Origin of the sequence: Flavobacterium sp., from assembly GCF_031537875.1 — a bacterium.
Classification (GTDB): Bacteria; Bacteroidota; Bacteroidia; order Flavobacteriales; family Flavobacteriaceae; genus Flavobacterium.
In genome coordinates, this window is record NZ_JAVKNB010000009.1 from 26,012 (window position 1) to 49,946 (window position 23,935).

Here is a 23,935-nt window from a genome sequence, read left to right on the forward strand (position 1 = left end):
ACCAATAAAAAAATACACCTATGAGTATTGGTTATAAAATAAATGTAAACGACACTTTCCATTTTGATATGGACCAAGAAAGTGTTTCGCAACTCGATGCGGTAAGCGTGGGATTGAATCAATTTCACATTTTACAAGAAAATACCTCTTTCAAAGCAGCTATTACTGAGGCTGATTTTAATCAAAAAAAGTATACTGTTGTAGTCAACGGGAATAGTTATACTGTAGCTATTGCAAATCCTTTGGACATTTTGATTAAAGAAATGGGATTTGAAACAGGATTGGCTAAACAAGTCAATGCTATCAAAGCACCTATGCCAGGATTGATTTTAGAAATTAGTGTGGTGGTTGGACAAGAAGTGAAAGAAAATGACAATTTAATTATCCTTGGTGCTATGAAGATGGAAAATAGTTTCCTGTCACCACGTGATGGTGTAATTAAGTCTATTTCGGTAGCAGTTGGAGATGCCGTAGATAAAGGACAATTATTAATTGAATTCGAGTAAATTATGAAGAAGATAGTAGTTGCCAATAGAGGCGAAATAGCAATTCGAGTAATGAAAACAGCTCGAAAAATGGGTATAAAAACGGTTGCAGTTTATTCAACAATCGATAGAAATGCACCACATGTAAAATATGCTGATGAAGCGGTTTGTATTGGTGAAGCACCATCCAATCAATCGTATTTATTAGGAAATAAAATAATAGAAGTTGCTAAGGCATTGAATGCTGATGCAATTCATCCAGGATATGGTTTTTTGAGTGAAAATGCTGATTTTGCAGAAGAAGCTGAAAGAAATAATATCATTTTTATTGGACCAAAATCCAAAGCAATCCGAATTATGGGAAGTAAGTTAGCTGCTAAAGATGCGGTTAAAGATTACAATATTCCAATGGTTCCTGGTTACGATCAAGCGATTACAGATGTTGAAAAAGCAAAAGGAGTAGCTACTTCGATAGGATTCCCTATTTTAATTAAAGCCTCTGCTGGAGGTGGCGGAAAAGGAATGCGTGTGGTGGAAAAAGAAGCTGACTTTGAATCTCAAATGGACAGAGCGATTAGTGAAGCAATTTCGGCTTTTGGAGACGGTTCTGTTTTTATCGAAAAATATGTGGCTTCGCCGCGTCATATCGAAATTCAAGTAATGGCGGACAGTCACGGAAATATACTCTATCTTTTTGAAAGAGAATGTAGTGTTCAACGTCGCCATCAAAAAGTAATTGAAGAAGCTCCTTCATCAGTATTAACGCCTGAATTGCGCAAACAAATGGGAGAAGCGGCTGTTTTAGTAGCTAAATCATGCGATTATTTAGGAGCGGGAACAGTAGAATTTTTATTGGACGAAAACAATAATTTCTATTTCCTTGAAATGAATACGCGTTTGCAGGTTGAGCATCCAGTAACCGAGATTATTTCGGGAGTGGACTTGGTCGAAATGCAAATTCAAGTAGCTCGAGGGGAAGCATTGTCTATCAAGCAAGAAGACTTAAAAATCAAAGGGCATGCAGTAGAATTGCGTGTCTATGCCGAAGATCCATTGAATGATTTCTTACCAAGTGTAGGTCATTTGGATGTGTATCAATTGCCTACCGGCGAGGGAGTTCGTGTTGATAATGGATTTGAACAAGGAATGGATATTCCTATTTATTACGACCCCATGTTGTCCAAGTTAATTGCTTATGGGGCGACTCGTGAAGAAGCAATCCAAACGATGATTCAAGCTATTGATAATTATAAAGTAGAAGGAGTTTCAACTACTTTGCCTTTTGGAAAATTTGTTTTTGAACACGAAGCATTTCGTTCAGGAAACTTTGACACTCATTTTGTAAAGAAATATTATAGTGTTGAAAAACTGAAAGCTCAATCCGAAAAAGAAGCTCAAATCGCTGCTATGGTAGCATTACAACAATATTTTGAGGATCAAAAAATCGTACGCTTACCAATTCAATAAAGTATGGAATCTAAAATAAAAATCTTAAACGATAAAATTGCCGAAGCTCATTTGGGCGGAGGAAAGAATAGAATTGCAAAACAGCATTCAAATAAAAAATTAACGGCTAGAGAACGTATTGATTATTTGATGGACGAAGGTTCGTTTGAAGAAATCGGAATGTTGGTCACACACCGTACGACTGATTTTGGTATAGAAAAAGAAGTGTATTTAGGAGATGGTGTTATCACGGGGTATGGAAATATTAATGGACGTTTAGTCTATGTTTTTGCTCAGGATTTTACTGTTTTTGGAGGTTCATTGTCTGAAACACATGCTGAGAAAATTTGCAAAGTGATGGATATGGCACTAAAAGTAGGTGCGCCTATGATTGGATTGAATGATTCAGGTGGAGCTCGAATTCAGGAGGGTGTTCGATCGCTTGGAGGCTATGCTGATATTTTTTATAGAAATGTACAATCTTCAGGAGTAATTCCGCAAATATCAGCTATTATGGGGCCTTGTGCAGGAGGTGCAGTTTATTCGCCAGCGATGACTGATTTTACCATGATGGTAGAAGATACTAGTTATATGTTTGTAACTGGACCCAACGTAGTTAAAACCGTAACTAATGAAACCGTAACCTCGGAAGAATTGGGAGGGGCTAGTACTCATTCAACTAAATCAGGGGTGGCGCATTGTACTTCGGCTAATGATGTAGAGTGTTTAGAAGATGTTAAGCGTTTGTTGAGTTATTTGCCTCAAAGTAATAAAGAGACGCCAAAGAATTTAGCGTACGAACTCAAAGATGAATTGAGAGAAAAATTAGGTGCTATTATTCCAGACAATCCTAATAAACCATACGATATGCACGAAGTGATTTCAGGTATTATCGATGAAGACTCTTTTTTTGAAATTCATAAAAACTTTGCAGAGAATATTATTGTGGGATTTTCAAGGATTGGTGGACGCAGTGTAGGAATTATTGCGAATCAACCTATGATTTTGGCGGGTGTTTTGGATGTGAATTCTTCTATTAAAGCGGCTCGATTCACTCGTTTTTGCGATTGTTTTAATATTCCTTTATTAGTATTGGTTGATGTTCCGGGATTTTTACCAGGAACGGATCAAGAGTGGAATGGAATTATAGTACATGGTGCTAAATTATTGTATGCCTTAAGTGAAGCGACTGTGCCGAGGGTAACTGTAATCACTCGTAAAGCATATGGTGGTGCTTATGATGTGATGAACTCTAAGCATATTGGCGCCGATATGAACTTTGCTTGGCCAACAGCCGAAATTGCAGTAATGGGAGCTAAGGGAGCTAGTGAGATTATCTTTAAGAAAGAGATTAGCGAAGCTTTAGATCCCGCGGCTAAATTATTAGAAAAAGAAGCAGAGTATGCTGATTTGTTTGCTAACCCTTATACAGCTGCGCAAAGAGGATTTGTAGACGAAGTAATCTTACCGCAAGATACTCGCAAAAAATTGATAAAGGCGTTTAGTATGTTAGAGAATAAAGTGAGTGTAACACCAAAAAGAAAACATGGCAATATTCCTTTATAGGATTCAAGATTGTGAATATTTAAACCACCTTATAAGGTGGTTTTTTTATGTGTTAAAATCACTATGTTGTTTAAAAGTTAAAATTTAATTTTTAATTTAAACTATATAATAAATGGGGGTTTATGTTTTTATTGCATTCAAAAAAGACCAAAAAACATATTTTTAAGATATATTTTATTTAAATACCCTAAAATTAATAGGGGTGTTTGATTTTTTGTGTTATTAATATCATAATTTAAACTGGTTTTGAATTGTGTATTTCTATTTTTTGCGAATTTTATTTTCAATATGGTAAAAATGCTTTTTTTGTTGAATAAAATTTATCATTTTGTCATTTATGCTGATAAAAGTCGATAGTTTTGCTTCAGGAAAAAGAAATAATTTATTCTTTGTTGATAGAGTTAAATAGAACTATTTTACAAAGTTGTTTTTACTTCTAATTCTTAATAAATTAAATATTAAATTAAAATCGATTAAACATGAAAAAAGTAATTGCCATTTTAGCCTTAGTACTAACAAGTACATTTGCATTTGCACAAGACACGCCATTAGAAATTTCAGGATCTGCTGATGCATACTGGAAATATGATTTTGCAAAAACTGCTAATATCCCAACAAGTTTTGCTACAGATCAGAACTCACTTTCTTTAGGTATGATTGATATTGCATTAAAGAAAAAAACAGGAAAGACTTCTTTTGTAGGTGAAGTATCTTTTGGACCTAGAGGAGCAGGACAATCTATTCCTGACGTAAATGGTCAATCATTCCATATTCAAAATTTGTATGCTACATATGCTGCGTCAGATAAATTAAGTTTAACAGCAGGATATATGGGAACTTTTATTGGATATGAAGTGATCTCTCCTTTAGGAAATTATAACTATTCTACTTCTTATTTGTTCACTAACGGACCTTTTCAAAATGCTGGAATTAAAGCGAATTATGCGGTGTCAAGTAAAGTTGGTTTGATGGTTGGTTTGTTTAATGACCAATGGAATACCTACCAAGCAACACCTAAATTTGGTTTAAATGCTTTTGGAGCACAATTGTCAGTTACTCCAGCGGAAGGCTTTACGGCTTATTTCAACTTGTTGACTGGATCTGAAAGTGGTACTATTGTTGATTTGACTGCTGCTTACCAAATGTCGCCAAAATTCAAGTTAGGTTTAAATGCTGCTGATTTTTCTGGAACTGTAAGTGGTACTGGTTATACAGGTTTAGCATTGTATCCATCGTATGCGATTACTAGTTCATTTGGATTAGGTTTACGTGCGGAGTCATTTAAAGCAAAAAAATCAAGTGATTATAGTGGAGTTGGTAATGGTTCAGTTACTGCACTTACTTTATCAGCTAACTTGAAATCTGGTAGTTTGACTTTGATTCCAGAAATCAGATTGGATAGTGCGTCTCAACAAAAATTCTTCCAATCTAATGGAGCGGTTACCAAGTCAGCTTCTCAGTTTGCAGTAGCAATGGTATATGGTTTTTAAATAGAAAATAAAGTTGTGTGTTTATTGTTTCCTAGAAACAATGTGTTTTAAATAGTAAGAAACTGCTCAGATACTTTTAGTGTTTGGGCAGTTTTTTTGGTGTAAATTGTAAACGGATTTTACTGTTTTTTGTAAATAGAATAAATAGTATTGATGGTTTTTTCATCTAATACATCATCAACTTCAGTTTGGATATAATGTAATTTGAAGGCTTTAATTGCCGAAGAAAGATTACGGGTATCGTAACCAATTATTCGCAACCCTTGTTCAATGTTGAAATTTTCAGGAGCTTGTTCCATATTGGTATCAGGCCAAAGCCCAAATCCTAAATCAGCTAAGGTTTTCCAGGGAAAGAAAGCGCTAGGGTCTGATTTTCGTGTAGGTGCAATATCAGAATGAGCAATTATATTTTGAGCAGGAATGTTATAATCTTTTTTTAATCTTGATAATAAATCCAATAAACTGCTTATTTGAGCTTCTGAAAAAGGTTCGCTGCCGTTGTTATCTAATTCAATTCCAATAGAGGCAGAATTAATATCAGTATTTTTCCCCCAAACGGCATTTCCACCATGCCAAGCTCTTAAATAATCGTTTAGCATTTGAACTATTTTCCCATCATCACTAATTACATAATGGGAGCTAACTTGTGTTCTGGTTAACGTGAATGTTTTTAATGTTTGCTGAAGAGAATCTTGAGCGGTATGATGAATTATAATGAAATTGGGTTTGCGAAGGTTAAAGTTAACTGTGCTAATCCATTCGGGACTAGTGCCGTTTTGTAAAGGACTAGACTGAGTGTTCGCAAGTGTTTTTTGAAATTTCTTGAGTTGTTTTTTATACGATTTATCACTTAATCGATACGGATTAGAGCTGCAGGAATAAATTGTTGCAATTGCTGCAAGGTAAATCCAGTATTTTTTCATCTAGTCTTCGTTTGATAAATAGATTATTCCTCTTTTGCTTCTTCTTTTACTTCTTTGTCTTTCTTTCTTCTTTTGGATTGATTTGGATTTTTAGCCTCTTCTTGCATTGCTTTGTACTTTTCTTTTTGTTGTGTATTTAGCAATTGCATAATTTTAGCATCGTTTAATTCAGAAAGAGTTTTAATCTCTTTTAGTTTGTCATCTTGATTCGTTTCTTGCTTAATAATAGCAGCTTGAGATTTCAAACTTTCGGTTAAAATATTAGCGACTGCAATTTCTTGTAGTGCATCTAGTTTTAATTCGGGTTTAATTTTCTCCATTATTTTGCTCACAGTCACTTCAACGGGTATTTCTTTTGGTTTAGAAGGCTCGTGATTCATACCTCTCATACCTCCCATGCCTCCCATTTGGTTCATTCTTCCACCATAACCTCCGCCATATCCACCGTAGCCACCACCATAACCTCCATATTGAGCTAGGACTGAATTACATGAAAATAATACAAAAAGAATGACAAGTAAGTTGATTTTATTTTTCATAACAAATTAATTTAGAATCAAATATAATAAAAGATAATTATAATTTAAACCGGTTCTCCGTACAAATCGAATTCAGTTGCTTCAATAATTTTAATGGTGGCAAATTCGCCTGTTTTTAGATAATGCTTAGTAGCGTCAATCAATACTTCGTTATCTACGTCGGGACTATCAAACTCGGTTCTTCCCACAAAGTGGCCGCCTTCTTTTCTATCAATGATACATTTGAAAGTTTGTCCTACTTTTTCTTGGTTCAAATCCCAAGAAATTTGCGATTGCAATTCCATAATTTCGTTGGCACGTTCTTGTTTTATAGCATCTGGAACATCATCTTCTAGCAAATAAGCTGAGGTGTTTTCTTCATGCGAATAAGCAAAGCAACCCATTCTGTCAAACTTCATTTCTTGAACAAAATCTCTCAAAATTTCAAAGTCCTCTTGGGTTTCACCAGGATAACCTACAATTAAAGTCGTTCTAATAGCCATTCCAGGCACGGCGGCTCTAAAATCTTTCAATAATTGAGTGGTCTTAGCTTGTGTTGTTCCGCGTTTCATCGATTTTAAGATGGAATCTGAAATATGTTGCAAAGGGATGTCAATATAGTTACAAATCTTTGGCTCACGTTTCATGATTTCCAAAACGTCCATTGGGAAACCAGTAGGGAAGGCATAATGCAAACGAATCCACTCAATTCCTTCTACTTTTACTAAAGCTTCTAACAATTCGGCTAAATTCCTTTTTTTGTAAATATCAAGTCCGTAATAGGTTAAGTCCTGTGCAATCAAAATCAATTCTTTAACACCATCTCGAGCTAAACCTTCGGCTTCTTTAACCAATTTTTCAATAGGTTGCGAAACGTGTTTCCCTCTCATTAACGGAATAGCACAAAAACTACAGGGTCTATCGCAACCTTCAGCAATTTTTAAATAAGCGTAATTTTTTGGTGTTGTAGTTAAACGTTCGCCTAGTAATTCATGTTTATAATCAGCGCCTAAAGCTTTCAAAAGTTGAGGCAATTCAGTTGTTCCAAAAAACTGATCCACATTTGGAATTTCTTTTTCTAAATCGGGTCTATAACGTTCCGATAAACATCCGGTCACAAAAACTTTATCTACTAATCCACGCTCTTTTTTATCGGCATATTCTAAAATCATATTGACTGATTCTGCTTTCGCATTATCAATAAAACCACAGGTGTTGATTACAATTATATTGCCTTCCTCGGCTTCCGGTGCTTCGTGTTCAACCTCTTTGCCGCTAGCACGAAGTTGCCCCATTAAAACTTCACTATCGTAGATGTTTTTAGAACATCCAAGGGTGATTACATTGATTTTATTTTTCTTTAAAGATTTCGTTCTCATAGTAGTAGGCTTTCAATAGTTTGAAAGGTGGGCAAAATTACGTTTTTTATTTTTAGGAGCATAAATCTTTCGGCTTTTTATGGCGTTTACTCCTGCTGTACGCTGTATCTTTTTAGTTCGAACTAAGGCCCTCACTAAAAAGGATGCCGCTTCCATCAGGGCTAAAAAAAACATCTTGTTTTTCAGTACAAGATGTTTCTATATTTCAATTAGGAATTAAATTTTATAACTCAAACAAAAGTGTCAGCGTAACGGTGTTGTTTTTTGTATTGATAGCAGCTCCATCGGTCAGGCCTTGATCAAAAAATCCTTGCTTAGTATCTCTTTTGAAAGTAGCATAAGATAAATCCAGTTTAGTTCCTCCAAAATTATAGCCTATACCGGTAGAATAACCTGTTAAGTCTCCAATGGTTGTTTTGTTTTTATAAGGACTTTGTTCGTAACGGTAACCGCCTCTTAAACTCCAAGCTTCAATTTTGTATTCAGCTCCAATATGTAATTCATTCGTGCTGCTTAGTAAAGAATTGATGTTGCTATTTAAGCCTCTAAAATAAGTATCGTTCTCAGGTTTAAATTTAGTGTTGCTATAATCTTTTAATGCGTAATCAATACTTATCAATCCTTTTTTACCAAATACGTATGCCATACTTCCAGTCCATTTGCTTGGTGTTTGTAGTTTATATGGATCGTAATAATTAGTTACATTCGGATTTACTACATCAGGAGCTAATTCGCCCGAAGTGTTCGCACTCACTCCTATAAGTTTCTGAGTAAATTCATCACTTAGTCTATACCAAGTAGGCGATTCATAAGCTAATCCTAATCGTAATTCATTGGTTACTTTGGCAATGGCTCCTAATTGAAAAGAAAAGCCTGTCCCATAAGTGTACAATTCATTGTCAAATTGTAATCTTGAAATGGTATAACTTGGAGTCAATGAAGCATTATTGTCTTCGTAAAATCGAGATAATTGTCTGAAATCGGTAAAATGCGAATTCAGGTTAATTCCTATGTATAGTTTGTCTTTATACGAAGTAGCGGCATTGAAAGATAATTTACCATTATATCCTTTTGTAGTAATAGCGTTCTCGTGATAGTAATTTCCTCCTGATGGTACGTTTGAGCTGTAAATAGTATTAGTAGAATTTGTACTTGCAGGATTAATTACGTAGGCTTGATAGCCTAAAAAAGCTTGTTGCGCACCATGTCCTAATTCGTCATAATTTGAATTTTCTAAAACACTTAACGGAATCCCATTGGCATACGATAAAAAGTAAGAATCAATAGAATGTGTTGGATTGGTGCCTGCAGAAAAAATGGAATTATTTAAATTACTAGTGTTTTCAAAGTTGATAGCTATGGAGAATTTTTTCCAATTACTAGAACTGTATTGGTTTTGGAAAACAAAAACTCCCCCTGCTTGATTTAAATCGAATGAATTATCAGTTTGTTTTGTTTTTTCTCCAAAATAGTTGGAGTTATTGCTTATTGAATTATTACTTAAGCTAAGCCCAACTTGATTGTTAGAAAAAATAGCCGAACCCGCAGGATTTACATTGATGGCAGATAAATCACCTCCTAATGCTCCAAAAGCACCACTCATGGCTCTAAAACGAGCCGTTCCTGTAATATTGTCTTGTGCATATCGTAAAGCGTCTCTTATTTCTTGAGCTTGAAGTTGGCTAGCGCAAAATCCAACTAATATAAGGAATATGTATTTTTTCATGATAACGAGTTTTGAGATTATATTAATTTAATTCAGGAAGGGGGTAAAGCTTATCTTCCACCTCTTCTTCCGCCACCGCCACCTCCATAGGATCCACCTCCACCGTATGAACCTCCACCGCTTGAACGACTATAGTTGGAATCTGAAGATCGAGAAGGAGAATAGCTGTCGTTACTTCTGTTTGGGGTGTATGATCTTGCAGGAGTATAACTATCGTTGCTGCGATTTGGGTTATAACTTCTGGTTGGGTTATAATTTTGACTAGTATTGTCGGTGTTATAATTTCTTGTTCTTACACTATTATTGTACAAGAAATTCGATGTGCTATTTCTACTAAAAGTTGGAGTAGTACTCATTCGGTTGTAATTATTTCTATTACTATCAGAATAGCTATTTGTAGCTGAATAACGAGATGGATATTGTGTAGAAGTTCTTCCTATATAATTTCCTGAAGGATTCAGGTTATTATTGTAATAAGAGCCTCTTCGGCTAGAATTATAAGAATAATTTGCACCTCTATAGGAGTGTCCGTAACTATATCCGTATCCATAACTTGGGTAACCCCATCCGTATATTGGGTAATAATTATATCCATAATACCCTGGATATCCCCATCCATAATAGGAATTACCCCAATAGCTGTAAGGAGAGTTCCATCCGTAGTATGAATTCCCCCATCCGTAGTTGTAATGAGGATAACCAAATCCAAAAGACAATCCCCAATTACTTGGGTAATAATTGATTTTTATATCTTGTGAGTTGCTTCCCCAACTAGCGTAATTTGAGTTGTTTTGTTGGTCAGCAGGATTGTTGTAATTACTATAGCTAGACACATCTGTAAAAATAGCGGTACTATCATTAGCATCTTGTAATGAACTAAAGTAATTTTGGTAAGCTGTACCTGATTCACTTGGAGTTACTCTTCTCTGGATTTTAGAATCACTATTTCCGTAAATACCATCAGTATCGTAATACGAACTGTTTTGGTATGAACCGCAAGAAGCGATCGTGAAAATGCTTAAAAAACCAATTATGGAATTAAGAGAGGGCATTGGGAAAGAAATAAAATTAGTTTTCATATCTGTAGGTTTTTTTATTGTTGCACATTACAAAAATAGTTAGTTTTGCCAAACTATTTAGTTAATAAAGAAGAAAACAAAATTTGTGCCAAACTATATAATATGAGTAAGAACCTTACTACGCGATCAGAAGATTATTCAAAATGGTATAATGAGCTAGTTGTTAAAGCTGATTTAGCCGAAAATTCAGGGGTTAGAGGCTGTATGGTAATAAAACCCTACGGATATGCTATTTGGGAAAAAATGCAAGCAGAGTTAGATAGAATGTTTAAGGAAACGGGACATCAAAATGCTTACTTTCCCTTATTTGTTCCTAAAAGCATGTTTGAGGCTGAGGAGACAAATGCTGAAGGATTTGCTAAAGAGTGTGCTATTGTTACTCATTACAGATTAAAAACTGATGAAGATCGTCCAGGAAAATTAATGGTAGATCCTAATGCTAAATTGGAAGAAGAATTAATTGTTCGTCCAACAAGTGAGGCTATTATTTGGTCAACTTACAAAGGTTGGGTACAATCGTATCGTGATTTACCTTTGTTGATTAATCAATGGGCTAATGTGGTGCGTTGGGAAATGAGAACGCGTTTGTTTTTAAGAACTGCCGAATTTTTGTGGCAAGAAGGACATACGGCTCACGCGACACGTCAAGAGGCTATTGAAGAATCAGAAAAAATGATGAATGTGTATGCTGATTTCGTTCAAGATTTCATGGCTATTCCAGTTGTAAAAGGATTGAAAACGCCAACAGAGCGTTTTGCAGGTGCCGATGAAACGTATTGTATTGAAGCTTTAATGCAAGATGGTAAAGCCTTGCAAGCGGGTACTTCTCACTTTTTAGGACAAAATTTTGCCAAAGCATTTGATGTTAAGTTTGCTAATGCAGAAGGAAAACAAGAATATGTTTGGGGAACTTCTTGGGGAGTTTCTACTCGATTGATGGGAGCGTTGGTAATGACGCACTCTGATGATAATGGATTAGTATTGCCACCTAACTTAGCACCAATACAAGTGGTAATTGTTCCTATATATAAGTCAGATGAAGAGTTAGAGAAAATCACTGCAGTAGTAAATGATTTGATGGCGCAATTCAAAAAATTAAAAATCTCGGTTAAGTTTGACAATCGAACTACACAAAAACCAGGATTCAAATTTGCTGAATGGGAATTAAAAGGAGTGCCTGTTCGTATTGCAGTAGGTCCTAAAGATTTGGAAAACGGAACTTTTGAAGTCGCTAGAAGAGATACATTAAGTAAAGAAGTAGTGGCTAAAGACGGAATTGTTAATTACATTAATGATTTATTAGAAACTATTCAAAATGACTTGTTCCAACGCGCGATTGATTACAGACAAAATCATATTACTGAAGTGAATTCTTTTGAAGAGTTTAAGGATGTATTAGAAAATAAGGGTGGATTTATATCTGCACATTGGGATGGTACTGCTGCAACAGAAGAAAAAATCAAAGATTTAACCAAAGCAACTATTCGTTGTATCCCTTTAGATAGAGTAGAAGAGCAGGGAAAATGTGTTTTAACAGGTATGGAATCTGCTGGTAGAGTGTTGTTTGCAAAAGCCTATTAAAAAAAAGTATTTTTTTTCGCATCTACTCTTGTGCGTCTAAAAAATAGTTGTATTTTTGCATCCGCATTACAGAATTGAGGTCCGTTCGTCTATCGGTTAGGACGCCAGGTTTTCATCCTGGTAAGGGGGGTTCGATTCCCCCACGGACTACAAAAACTGTTTAATGCTAAAGCATTCCTGAGCTTAGAAGGAAATTGGTCCGTTCGTCTATCGGTTAGGACGCCAGGTTTTCATCCTGGTAAGGGGGGTTCGATTCCCCCACGGACTACAAATTAGTTTTGAAATGGTTTTATAAAACAAGTTTTGGTGTCTCCTCTATTTGTTTTGTTAGTTAAAACTGAAGTGATTGATTGAAAAATTAATTGTGGGAGGTTTTTCTGATTTTATTTCTAATATATTAATTAGTTATTTACATTTTAAAATATACAACAAATGGCAAATCATAAGTCAGCTTTAAAAAGAATTAGAAGTAACGAAAAGAAAAGAGTATTAAACAGATACCAACATAAAACTACTCGTAATGCAATTAAAGCGTTGCGTTTAGCTACTGATAAAGCAGATGCTTCATCTAAATTATCTGCTGTAATCTCTATGATTGACAAGTTAGCTAAGAAAAATATCATTCATGATAACAAAGCATCTAACTTGAAATCTAAGTTAACTAAACACGTTGCTAAATTGTAATTAAATACAATTGAAGATAGTAAAAGCCTCCTTTTTAGGAGGCTTTTTTTATGGATTAGTTTCTGGATTTTAAGTAATAAACAGAAACAATTTTTTATCTCAAAATAAAGTGTACCTTTGCACCCATTAAAAATCACAGATGGAATCTATTAGAAACATTGCAATTATTGCCCACGTTGACCACGGTAAAACGACTTTGGTTGATAAAATTATGTATCACTGTCAATTATTTCGTGACAACGAAAATACAGGTGACTTAATCCTTGATAACAACGACTTAGAACGTGAAAGAGGAATCACAATTACTTCAAAAAACGTTTCTGTTGTATATAAAGGAACAAAAATCAACATTATTGACACTCCTGGTCACGCCGATTTTGGTGGTGAGGTAGAGCGTGTATTAAATATGGCTGATGGAGTTTGTCTATTGGTAGATGCTTTTGAAGGACCAATGCCACAAACACGTTTCGTATTGCAAAAAGCAATTGATCTTGGATTAAAACCATGTGTGGTTATTAATAAAGTAGATAAAGAAAACTGTACTCCAGAAGAGGTTCACGAAAAAGTATTCGACTTAATGTTTGAATTAGGAGCTTCTGAAGAGCAATTGGATTTCCCAACTGTGTATGGTTCAGCTAAAAATAACTGGATGTCTGATGATTTTAAAAATCAAACAGAAAACATCGAACCATTATTAGATATGGTAATTGCTAATGTGCCTGCTCCTAAAGTTTCTGAAGGAACTCCACAAATGCTTATTACTTCATTAGATTTTTCTTCTTTCACAGGACGTATCGCAATCGGTCGTTTAGAAAGAGGTATATTAAATGAAGGTATGCCAATCTCTTTAGTAAAAAGAGACGGAACTATTTTAAAATCAAGAATTAAAGAATTACATACTTTTGAAGGACTAGGTCGTAAAAAAGTACAACAAGTAATTGCGGGAGATATTTGTGCTATTATTGGTGTTGAAGGTTTTGAAATTGGTGATACTATCGCTGATTTTGAAAATCCAGAAGCATTACAAACAATTGCCATTGATGAGCCAACAATGAGTATGTTGTTTACTATTAACGATTCACCTTTCTTTGGTAAAGAAGGTAAATTTGTTACTTCTCGTCATATCCGTGAAAGATTAACAAAAGAACTAGAGAAGAACTTAGCGATGAAGTTGGGTGAAACGGATTCGGCTGATAAGTTTATGGTTTTTGGTCGAGGTGTATTGCACTTGTCTGTTCTTATTGAAACCATGAGAAGAGAAGGGTATGAACTACAAATTGGTCAACCACAAGTTATCATTAAAGAAATTGATGGTAAAAAATGTGAGCCAATCGAAGAATTAACTATTGACTTACCTGAGAATCTTTCTGGACGTGCAGTAGAATTTGTTACTATTCGTAAAGGAGAAATGCTTTCAATGGAAGCTAAAGGCGATCGTATGATTATTAAATTCAATATTCCATCTCGTGGAATCATCGGATTGCGTAATCAATTGCTTACTGCTACTGCAGGTGAGGCGATTATGTCACACCGTTATATTGGATATGAGCCTTTTAAAGGTGAAATTCCTGGAAGAAACAATGGTTCGTTAATCTCTATGGAAAACGGAAAAGCGATTCCTTATTCTATTGATAAATTACAAGATCGTGGTAAATTCTTCGTTAATCCAAATGATGAAATTTACGAAGGACAAGTAATTGGAGAAAACTCTCGTAGCGATGATATGTGTATCAACGTAACGAAAGCAAAAAAACAATCGAATGTTCGTTCTTCTGGAAATGATGAAAAAGCAAGAATTATTCCACCAATTATTTTCTCATTAGAAGAAGCTTTGGAATACATTCAAAAAGATGAATACGTTGAGGTAACTCCAAAAAGTATTCGTTTGAGAAAAATTTATTTGACAGAAACAGATAGAAAAAGATTTAAAATCTAAAGATATTAGAATCTCATTTATAGAAAAACCACCAATGAAAATTGGTGGTTTTCTTTTTGAAATCAATACACGATTTAGTTATCGTTTCAAACTAAAATGTCCCTTGGCTTCTCGGTTATCTTCTAGTTTTACTGTGAACCAATAATCATCTGCTGGCATAGGTTCCCCATTTAGGGTTCCGTCCCAACCTTGATTAGAGGTATTTATTTCTTTGATTAGTTTGCCATAACGATCGTATATGTGAATTGTAGATTGTATCGCATAGGTTCCATTTGTACCCTTTAAATTCCAAAAATCATTATATCCATCTGCATTGGGGGTAAAAAATAAGGGTGCTTCTAAAATTACTAATTCAGAATTTATTTCTCCACATCCATCTTTGTTGTCAATAATTAATTGATGTAGACCTCCAGGTACCTTGTCAAATATTGGTTCATCTTGGAAGGTAGTCTCTGTTCCGTTTTCAAAAATAATTTTAAATCGATAGGAAGTGGGGTTGTCAAGAATAATAAAAACCTGATTTTCTTTTTGTAGGTCTTTTATTTTTAGCGAATTAATTCTAGCTAGTTTTGAAAGAATAACTGTAACATTTCGAGTTGCAGTACAATTAAAATTATTTTTAACCACAAGATTATAGTTTCCTTCTCGATTGACTCTAATAGTAGCAGAGGTTTCATTAGTATTCCATAAATAGGAATAATCATTTTCAATTGCTGGAGGAATAATTCCAGCATCTAAAATCACAGAATTATTTACTCCTTCGCAAAGTATTTTAGAGCTTTTTAATTGAATAGATGGACTTTGATCTACAATAATATCAAATTGGCCCGTCCCAAAGCACCCGTCTTCATTTTCGGCTCTAATATAAAGTGTCTTCGAATTTGAAATATATTTTATTGCTAAGGGATTAGTCCCCAATTCAGCATCATTTTTACTAGCAAAATATGTAAATATTACATTTTGTGGGAGATTCAATTCACTACGGATTTGAATTGTTTTTTTTTCCAAATCGAATTCAGCTTTACCATCAGAATTAGCACATTCGTGTATAGAAACAGGTAAAATAGATATATTTCTATTTGCTTGAAGAATTATAGTTTGAATACTATAACACGATCCAGACGGTAATACTATTTTGGCATACACTACTTCGTTTGGAATCGTATTGCGATAAATTAAGTTTAATGAATTTAGATTATTTGTATCTTCATTTGCTTCTAATATAGATTTGTAGTAATATATCTGAACCTCTTTTTGTCCAATACTTAGAGCGTTACTCGAGAGGGCTAAGTTAAAAGTTGCCAATCCATCGGTTGGATTAGAGTCTTGTGTGTCACATTGAATCAGTTTATACGGAGTAATCGTTGTTTTAGGAATTTCATATATGGTAATTGTTTTTTCAATAGGTTCTCTATTTTCTCCATTTACTGTTTTTATAAGAGATACTTTGTAATCTCCAGGAGTGAGATAAGTGTGAAATGCATTTCTATCGGTTGATGTAGTTCCATCTCCAAAATCCCAAAGTACGCTATCAGTTGTTTCTGATGAACTGATATAAAAATGTGTAGCTTGCCCTACACAATTGAATTCATAATTAAATGAATAAAGAAATAATGAAGTTATAAAAGGAGGTAATCCTAGATAGGTTTTACGTCCTTTTAAATCAACTTGATTTTGGATATAATTACAATCTGTTCCGTCTGATTCTGGATTGTTGATTACAGAAAGCTTGTCATAGCCATCTTGAGAAACAGAATAGCCTGATCGGTATATTTTTTCATCAATTGCGAGTTGTAAGGCACCTGCTACGTGGTATGAGTTTGTAATTTCAATTTTCGAACTAATAATGTTGTCACTTTTTAAATTGTATTGAAATACCGAACTACCTTGACTAATTCCTTCTGAATTAAATAGATTTGTGGTTACATATAATTTTTTTGATTTTGCAGAAAATTCTACCCCATATGGGTTTGCACCACTTAAAATAGCAATACCATTACTAATTGTACCCGTTGAAGTATTAAAATTAAATAGCCAAACAGCACCTGTATTTCTCCTCACTTCTCCTTTTGGACCTAACTCATTATTGGTTTTTAAAGAAGAATTTACGATAGCTAATTTTGTTCCGTTTGGGGAAGTTTTTAGGTAGCCAATAGCATTGGAATGATATCCACCAAGAGGTACATTCATTGGAGTGTTTGTTTTTACAGGTGTTTTATTTACCCCAGTAGTACTTACTTTAAATGCATAAAAATTATCTAAAAAATGGGTAATAACCCAAAACGAGATTCCGTCACCATGTTGTACTGCAGTTATTTTTTCAGAACATTTAAATTTTACTTCTTCGGTGTTTTGTGGATCATAAGTAATTAAATGAATATTTTTTTCAGTAGTAACAATATCTCCTAATCCATTATTCAATCTTAAATCGACTTGTGAATAATTTAAACCATTATTTGGAGGATCTTCATCATTTAGTAGGTCTTCATCAACATTTTCTGCTAGAGGTTGGTCTACTGTAAAGATATAATAGATGTAAGGATTTTTAGGTTTTGGTACAATAATAGCAGACTGTGTGCTTGATACATGCCCAAGTAAACCAGACCCATTAGGCATTACTTGATGTAATTTATTGTATACTTTTGACCCGTCAGTATAAAAAAGAATATTACCATCTTTATCAGAAATACTAGCACAACCTTCTCGTGTAATTAATTGACCATTTAATAGCGCAACTGGAGATCCAGAATTGAATGTTAAACCAGCCATATCACCAAAGTACCAATTAGCAGCTTCTTTCTGAGCAAAAGAAGTACTAGATATAAGAATTACAACTAAAAGTAAAAACTTTGGTTTCATGTATTTAAGCAAATTCAAATTTAGACAAATAGTTGTAGTATAACTAATTAATAGTATTATCGTTTCAAACTAAAATGTCCCTTTGCTTCTCGGTCATCTTCTAGTTTTACTGTGAACCAATAATCATCAGCTGGCATAGGTTCTCCATTTATCGTTCCGTCCCAACCTTGACTTGAAGGAAGAATTTGTTTTAATAATTTTCCATATCGATCAAAAATGTAAATAATTGATTTAGAATTAAAGATGTTATTTACTCCTTTGACATTCCAGAAATCATTAAATCCATCTCCATTAGGGGTGAAAAACTTTGGTACACCAATTACAGCTACGGTTTCTGTAATCGTTCCGCAACCATTGGTGTCAATAACATATAAATCATGAATACCAGCAGCCACATTTTCAAATAAGTTGGATGTTTGAAACGGACCAACTGGAGCGTCTAGACTGTATTCATAAATTCCTTTTCCCGAAGCATTTATTGTGACGGAATTATTATCTGTTAAATCAACAATAGTAACACTATTTATAGTAGCAATATCTGAAGCTGTAACCTGAATAGTTCTTGTTCTAGAACATCCTGATGGTGTTGATACGGTAATTAAATAAGTTCCATTTGAATTTACATTTAATGTTGAATTAGTTTCTGAATTTAATATTACTCCGTCTTTTTTCCATTCATAAGAATAATTCGTAGTAGGAGTACCATCGGTAATTCCAGCATTAAGCTCTACAAAGAAAGAAGGTAAGTTAGAGCATACTAACTTATTGTCGTGTCCATCTTCATTAGTATCAATATTTGGTTTTGGATTTACAATTAATTTAATATGCGGTCCTAAACCAAAGCACGAATTATCTAAAATACTTTCTACTCTTATCCATATCTCTTGTTCATTTGGATATCCGATATTTCTGTAATTTGTGGTATTGATGATTTCATTGGTTTCCGCTAATGCATCGGCCTCATTGCGGTAATATTTTATAGCATAATTAGTTAAAGGAGGAATTAGAAATTGCTGAACATCAGCTGTAGCACTACTAAAATCAAATTTAGAAATTCCGTCTGTATCGGTACTTATTGAACTGATTGCATCATCGCAGGTTTTAAATTCTCTTTTAAAAGTAGATGGAATTTGTGTGGATGAAACGGTTAAATTCATTTCTGAAGTACTAAAGCACCCATTTGCATTTTCAACTCTTACCCAAATTCTATTAGAATTACTAGTATAAGCAATTGGGTTAGCAATTAATGTAGCATTGTCTTTAGTTTGAGCTCCAATTGGAGAAGTATAATACGTAAATGTTTCATTTACCGCATTAGTAGAAATAAAATTATTTTTTTCTGTCAGGTTAAAGTTAGATATTCCATCTGCATTATCGTCACATTGTTTTAAATCTATGGTTGGTGATAATGATGGTAAAGGATATACAGTTAAAGTAGCTACATTCGATAGTAATCCACAACTATTACCAACTTTACTTAGTTGAACACGATAGTGATAACCATTCATTGAGTTACTTACTCGATTAATGTTTAATGTGTTGGACCGTACTCCAGAATAAGTAGTATTATCTGAAAGGTTATTCCAATTGATACCATCAGAAGATTGTTCCCATTGATATGTATTTCCTCCATTATCTACAATCGAAATAGAAGTGTTTTGCAATTCACAAGTAGGATTAATTTGAGGCTGTGTATTTATACTAATTGGAGCAGCTGTGATGTAATTCGTGTTAGGATTTAAGTAACCCGTACCGCTTGTTACAACTCCATTAGTATTAATGGTCGCAGGAGATGTGTTTCCTAAAACTCCATCACCATTAGGATCTAAAAAGCCTGCTTCGATTACATCAAAACAGCCATCATTGTCACTGTCTAATTCTCTGTAATTTTTAATCCCATCATTGTCTATATCTTGATTAATAGAATTGGTTCCTGATTCGTCTTTATCATAAATACCATCATTATCGCTATCCAAATCCAAATAATCAAAAACAGTATCATTATCTGTATCTAAAGGGGCTGTGCCTGAACCAAAAACATCATAAAGTCCATCTTTGTTAGTGTCTAAATTAGATGAGTTAACAGCTGTGTTGGGTTGTGATTCAATTATATCTGTAATACCATCATTGTCACTGTCTAAATCCAATTGGTCAGCAGTTCCATCTAAATCAGAATCTCTAGGGATACAAGTAGCTTTTATTGAGAAAGTAGCTTTGTTGTTATTCGTATCTGATAAGTTGGAATGGATAAAAGTAAGGGAAGAGGTTAAATACGATTGAAAACTAAACTTTCCTGTTCCAGCGGCAAGGGGTGTACTACTATTGAGTCTAAAACGTATTTCAAAAGAAGAATATTGAGTAACACCACTCTCATAAATCCCATCATAATTAGTATCGATCAATAACTGATTGTTTGGATTCAATACTGTTACCGTTTTGTTTATATCTGATTTGATAATAAATTCGCTGTCTGAGTTAATTAAGTCAGCACTATTAGCTGTATTTACATATTCTAAAGCTAAAGAAATAGGATTAGCAAAATTGATTTTATATTCTAAACTATTCCCTTTTCCTGCAGGAACTTCGCTTATAAAATCTCCATTTGGTCTACCAATAAAAGGGGTAATAACAGCGGAGTTGTTTAATGATGATGTTGCAATATTAGTTGAAAATGTATTTGAATAGGTTTGTTTTGTAATATTAGCTGCACTAAGGTCTATACCTAAATTTCCAAATGATTCTGTGCAATTTGAAATTCCATCATTATCATTATCTACATCAATGTTATCGGCAACTGAATCATTATCGAGGTCAGTTGGACAATTGCTGATTGGGATTTTGTCAGATACATTGTTGGTATTACAATTAGGAATACTCCTTTTAACTTGATAATAACCAGGGGTAGATGGAATATACGAGTTTGAGGTTTGGCCTAAAATATTAGTGTCGTTTTGTAACCATTGAAAAGTATAATCTGGATCAGGAGTAGTTGTTAAGGTGATATTAGGTAAACAACTTCCTGAAATTGTTGTAGTATTTTGAATAGTAAGTTCTGGTTTGATATCAAAACCAGAATAATAGCCACCATAAGTTGCAGCGCTTCTTGTTCCATAATATGAAACATACACTTGTTTTGTTGATTTAATAGCAATATCATCATAAAGACCATTAACGGTATAACAAACAAAATCAGGATTTCCTGTAATAGTGATAGGATTTACACCAATTGGTAAATTATTTATTAATACAGATGCTCCATTTTCAGTAACTACATTGACAACGCCATCATAATTTACATTTCCAATCCTATTGATTTGCGGTATATTGTCAACAATTTTTGGTGTAGAGCAATTCAAAGGTGGAACAAAAAATAAATTTTGATTTGCATTTGAAGCTGTCCCTCCAATACTTTGATAGGCAAAGACTTTTTTAGTAGTGTTTACATATAAATTATTGTTTACAAATGCATTACCATCAAAAATATAATTTTGACCTGCTTGAATTATTGTGATAGGAGTAGTGCTTCCGTTGGCATAAATTTCGGTATTATCTTCATCGGCAATTATTAAAACACGTTCTAATACAGTAGTCCCTTGTCCTCTAATGAATATGTATTCTTTACCAATCTTATCCGACCCGACAATTTGATCAAAACCGACATCTCTTCCAGCTCCAGAAGCTGTCGAGGGATCGTTAGTACCACCAAAAGAACCGCTGTTTACAACAACATCCTTATTAGATTCTATTAAAGCGCCTATAATATTACCTCCTATATTTCCATTTATACCTAGAATATAACTTTCGTTTTTGTTTAAATTTATTGTGAAAGGACCATTAAAAGTGGTTCCATTGGCTAATAACGTTCCATTAGGTATATTAGAAATAGTAATGCTAGTATTATTTTCTGTAGCTAAAACCGAAAAAAAGTTTAATAACCCAACTATATTTGAAGAGTTTAACATGGCACCGGCTCTAAATCTTTTACCAAAGGCACTAACACCCTTAGTAACTAATCCTCCAGCTTGATTTCCACTACCAGCATTAGTTCTAATACTCGAGTAGATTAACCCTTCACTTTCAATAATAAAACCTTTGTTAATTACTAAACCAGTACTAGAACTGGGTACAAATAATTGTGTGTTTTCGCCAGATCCAATTGAATAAATGTATGGAGTACTTTTACTTACAGTACCTGTTATTGTTGTACCTCCAATCTGAATTATTTTAAAATTAATATTTGAAATACTTGGAGTAGAAATGTAAATATAATGATCCTGAGGAGTTACCCCAGCATTACTATTTGTTGTTAATGGTGGTATATAATGTGTTTTACTAAATTGAGCAAGACAATTTAGCGATAACAATAATATGAAAAGTAGTGGTATTTTTTTCATTTGCTAAAAATAGCAAAAATACTTTTATCTTTTTAAGCTAAAATGTCCATTAACAACTTGATTGTCATTTAATATTAATCGAAACCAATAATCAGTAGCTGGAAGAGGGTAGCCATTAAAAGTTCCATTCCAACCTACAGAATTGGCATCCATTTGCTTGAGGAGTTTACCATATCGATCAAAAATATAAATTGTAGCAAGGGGGTATGAATCTAAACCATCTACTTTCCATACATCATTGGCACCATCTCCGTTTGGTGTGAAAAAGTTGGGGTAGTCTAAAATGGTAAATGGGTAAGTGGCATAGTCACAATTCGATCGGTTTCTTATGTAAGCGATATAATTTCCTCTGCTTATATCCAAAAAAAGAGGGCTGGATTGGTAATTGATTCCGTCTATTGAAAATTCAAATGTGGTATTTGTTGAAGGAGTAATTAGTTCAATAGAATTTTTTCCTCCTGCAAATTCGTTAATGACAGGTGAGGGTAGATTTCCTAGGACAGGATTGCTCGTGAGTGTTTTTAGTGTAATTTGAGCCGTTTCTGTGCAACTAAATTTTGAATTAACCCCTTTGGCATATACTGTTTGGTCACCTGAATTGGTTTTTTCGAATGCGGTTGGAGTTGTGATTTCAATGGTTTGATTACTGTCTTCGTAGTAATTGGAAATAGTAGTATCAGGGTTATTATTAGTAATTATTGTATTCAATGAAGTCAAGTCAAAGAATGCCGACCCAGTACCATTATCATCGCATTTAGCAAGAGCTACGTCTTTTAAACCCATTCCTGTTGTATATTCAATTTTGATTTCACCAATAAAATTACATCCACTTGAATCGGTAGCTTCAACTTTATAAGTGCCTGCTTGGGTTGTCATGAGTGAAGGATTTGTTTCTCCAGTTAAAGGAGTAGTCAAGCCGTCTTTGTACCATTTAAAAGTATATCCAGTACTTGACATATTGGTTTTAATTTCAAAAGTTTCTCCATTACAAATAGCCGTATTATCAGCGATTAATCGGTCTTTTCCTAAATCTATTTTAGAAGTAAAACTACCTGCTTCAACAAACACAGCCGAGTTATTGTCATTATCTCGATCATTTGCTATCACTAATTTAATGTGGTAAGTATGACCAATGATTAAAATTGTTTTAGCAGTTAATTTGGAAGTTTGACCAGCATAATTTAAAGGACTTAAACTTGGGTTAGTAGTATTGAATAATCCAAAAAAAGATTCATTTTTCGCATCACATTTTGTGTTAGTAAAAGTGTCCGAATAATTTATTGCAGGATGAATGTTATTGGAAGAAACGGCTGTTCCGTCAGGTAGGACAGCTAAATTATTATAAGAGCCTGAAGTTGTTAAGTCTTTAATTAGCAAAGCAAGCCCATCTGAATATTTACAGGGATTATCTTTTATGTATTCATTGGACGCAAAAATATAATTAAAGCTTAAATAATTGGTTTGAGCAATAAAGTCGAATTCTAGTGAACTTGCATTTCTTGAATTGATGTCTAAAACGGAATTAATGTCCGAGTCTCCCAACCAATTAGTGCCTCCTCCAAGGTTAGTGTAAGGTCCTTCAGAATTTTTACTAGACCAAGTGCTTAAAACAATTCCTGAAGGTAAAGAAAAAGTACTGCCATTAGAGTCAAAAGTGCCATAGCTGTTTTTCGAGTTACTATTCGGTTCTCCCTTTGCAATTTCACCTGATACTCCAATACAAGAACTATTATTGGTTAACTTTTGTACTAAGGAATTAGCCGTTTGGTTATCATTTACAATTATTGATTGTGCCGAAACCCAGGTTGGGAAGCAGCAAAATACTATAATAATAAATACGATTTTTATCCTACTCATAACAAAACAAAG

General features: G+C 34.0%; 15 protein-coding genes and 2 tRNA genes. 9 read left to right on the plus strand and 8 right to left on the minus strand.

Annotation, left to right across the window (positions count from 1 at the left end; translation table 11 throughout):
- Positions 1 to 20 precede the first annotated feature (20 nt).
- The 4 genes from RMR09_RS03940 (at position 21) to RMR09_RS03955 (ending at position 4,987) form a co-directional block, all read left to right on the plus strand.
- Positions 21 to 506 carry an acetyl-CoA carboxylase biotin carboxyl carrier protein subunit gene (locus RMR09_RS03940; protein ID WP_310594510.1) on the plus strand — a complete coding sequence of 162 codons (486 nt, stop codon included), beginning with the start codon at positions 21 to 23 and terminating at the stop codon, positions 504 to 506.
- A gap of 3 nt (positions 507 to 509) precedes the next feature.
- Positions 510 to 1,952: an acetyl-CoA carboxylase biotin carboxylase subunit gene (gene accC / locus RMR09_RS03945; protein WP_310594511.1), complete on the plus strand. Its 1,443-nt coding sequence runs from the start codon at positions 510 to 512 to the stop codon at positions 1,950 to 1,952.
- 3 nt (positions 1,953 to 1,955) lie between these two features.
- Positions 1,956 to 3,497 (plus strand): acyl-CoA carboxylase subunit beta, encoded by a 1,542-nt coding sequence (locus RMR09_RS03950; RefSeq protein WP_310594512.1) that lies wholly within the window; start codon positions 1,956 to 1,958, stop codon positions 3,495 to 3,497.
- A 479-nt stretch (positions 3,498 to 3,976) separates the two neighbouring features.
- Positions 3,977 to 4,987 carry an outer membrane beta-barrel protein gene (locus tag RMR09_RS03955; RefSeq protein WP_310594513.1) on the plus strand — a complete coding sequence of 337 codons (1,011 nt, stop codon included), beginning with the start codon at positions 3,977 to 3,979 and terminating at the stop codon, positions 4,985 to 4,987.
- A 119-nt stretch (positions 4,988 to 5,106) separates the two neighbouring features.
- On the opposite strand, the gene RMR09_RS03960 is transcribed toward RMR09_RS03955, so the two are convergent.
- The 5 genes from RMR09_RS03960 to RMR09_RS03980 form a co-directional block, all read right to left on the minus strand.
- Positions 5,107 to 5,910: an N-acetylmuramoyl-L-alanine amidase gene (locus tag RMR09_RS03960; protein ID WP_310594514.1), complete on the minus strand. Its 804-nt coding sequence runs from the start codon at positions 5,908 to 5,910 to the stop codon at positions 5,107 to 5,109.
- Between the two features lie 23 nt (positions 5,911 to 5,933).
- Positions 5,934 to 6,449, minus strand: coding sequence for a hypothetical protein (locus tag RMR09_RS03965; RefSeq protein ID WP_310594515.1), 516 nt, complete (start codon positions 6,447 to 6,449; stop codon positions 5,934 to 5,936).
- Positions 6,450 to 6,493: 44 nt separating this feature from the next.
- Complete coding sequence (gene rimO / locus RMR09_RS03970) at positions 6,494 to 7,807, minus strand: 30S ribosomal protein S12 methylthiotransferase RimO (protein ID WP_310594516.1); 1,314 nt, start codon at positions 7,805 to 7,807, stop codon at positions 6,494 to 6,496.
- A gap of 223 nt (positions 7,808 to 8,030) precedes the next feature.
- Positions 8,031 to 9,533: an outer membrane protein transport protein gene (locus RMR09_RS03975; RefSeq protein ID WP_310594517.1), complete on the minus strand. Its 1,503-nt coding sequence runs from the start codon at positions 9,531 to 9,533 to the stop codon at positions 8,031 to 8,033.
- Positions 9,534 to 9,583: 50 nt separating this feature from the next.
- Entirely contained in the window at positions 9,584 to 10,612 is a 1,029-nt protein-coding gene (locus RMR09_RS03980) for a hypothetical protein (protein WP_310594518.1), read from the minus strand.
- Between the two features lie 102 nt (positions 10,613 to 10,714).
- On the opposite strand from RMR09_RS03980, the gene proS reads away from it, so the two are divergent.
- The 5 genes from proS to typA all read left to right on the plus strand — a co-directional run bounded on the left by proS (position 10,715) and on the right by typA (position 14,813).
- Complete coding sequence (gene proS, locus RMR09_RS03985) at positions 10,715 to 12,193, plus strand: proline--tRNA ligase (RefSeq protein ID WP_310594519.1); 1,479 nt, start codon at positions 10,715 to 10,717, stop codon at positions 12,191 to 12,193.
- A 78-nt stretch (positions 12,194 to 12,271) separates the two neighbouring features.
- Positions 12,272 to 12,343 (plus strand) — tRNA-Glu (locus RMR09_RS03990).
- A 46-nt stretch (positions 12,344 to 12,389) separates the two neighbouring features.
- Positions 12,390 to 12,461, plus strand: a tRNA-Glu gene (locus RMR09_RS03995).
- Between the two features lie 164 nt (positions 12,462 to 12,625).
- Positions 12,626 to 12,877, plus strand: coding sequence for a 30S ribosomal protein S20 (rpsT, locus tag RMR09_RS04000; RefSeq protein WP_229316328.1), 252 nt, complete (start codon positions 12,626 to 12,628; stop codon positions 12,875 to 12,877).
- A 139-nt stretch (positions 12,878 to 13,016) separates the two neighbouring features.
- On the plus strand, positions 13,017 to 14,813 hold the full coding sequence (typA, locus tag RMR09_RS04005) for a translational GTPase TypA (RefSeq protein WP_310594520.1): 1,797 nt from the start codon (positions 13,017 to 13,019) through the stop codon (positions 14,811 to 14,813).
- A gap of 78 nt (positions 14,814 to 14,891) precedes the next feature.
- Here typA and RMR09_RS04010 read toward each other — a convergent pair whose 3' ends face one another.
- From RMR09_RS04010 to RMR09_RS04020, 3 genes are read right to left on the minus strand one after another with little or no spacing between them, the layout of a single operon-like run.
- Entirely contained in the window at positions 14,892 to 17,672 is a 2,781-nt protein-coding gene (locus RMR09_RS04010; protein ID WP_310594521.1) for a T9SS type B sorting domain-containing protein, read from the minus strand.
- A gap of 56 nt (positions 17,673 to 17,728) precedes the next feature.
- Entirely contained in the window at positions 17,729 to 22,066 is a 4,338-nt protein-coding gene (locus tag RMR09_RS04015; protein ID WP_310594522.1) for a T9SS type B sorting domain-containing protein, read from the minus strand.
- Between the two features lie 24 nt (positions 22,067 to 22,090).
- A complete protein-coding gene (locus RMR09_RS04020; RefSeq protein WP_310594523.1) occupies positions 22,091 to 23,923 on the minus strand; it encodes a T9SS type B sorting domain-containing protein in 1,833 nt (610 codons plus the stop codon).
- Between the last annotated feature and the right edge of the window lie 12 nt (positions 23,924 to 23,935).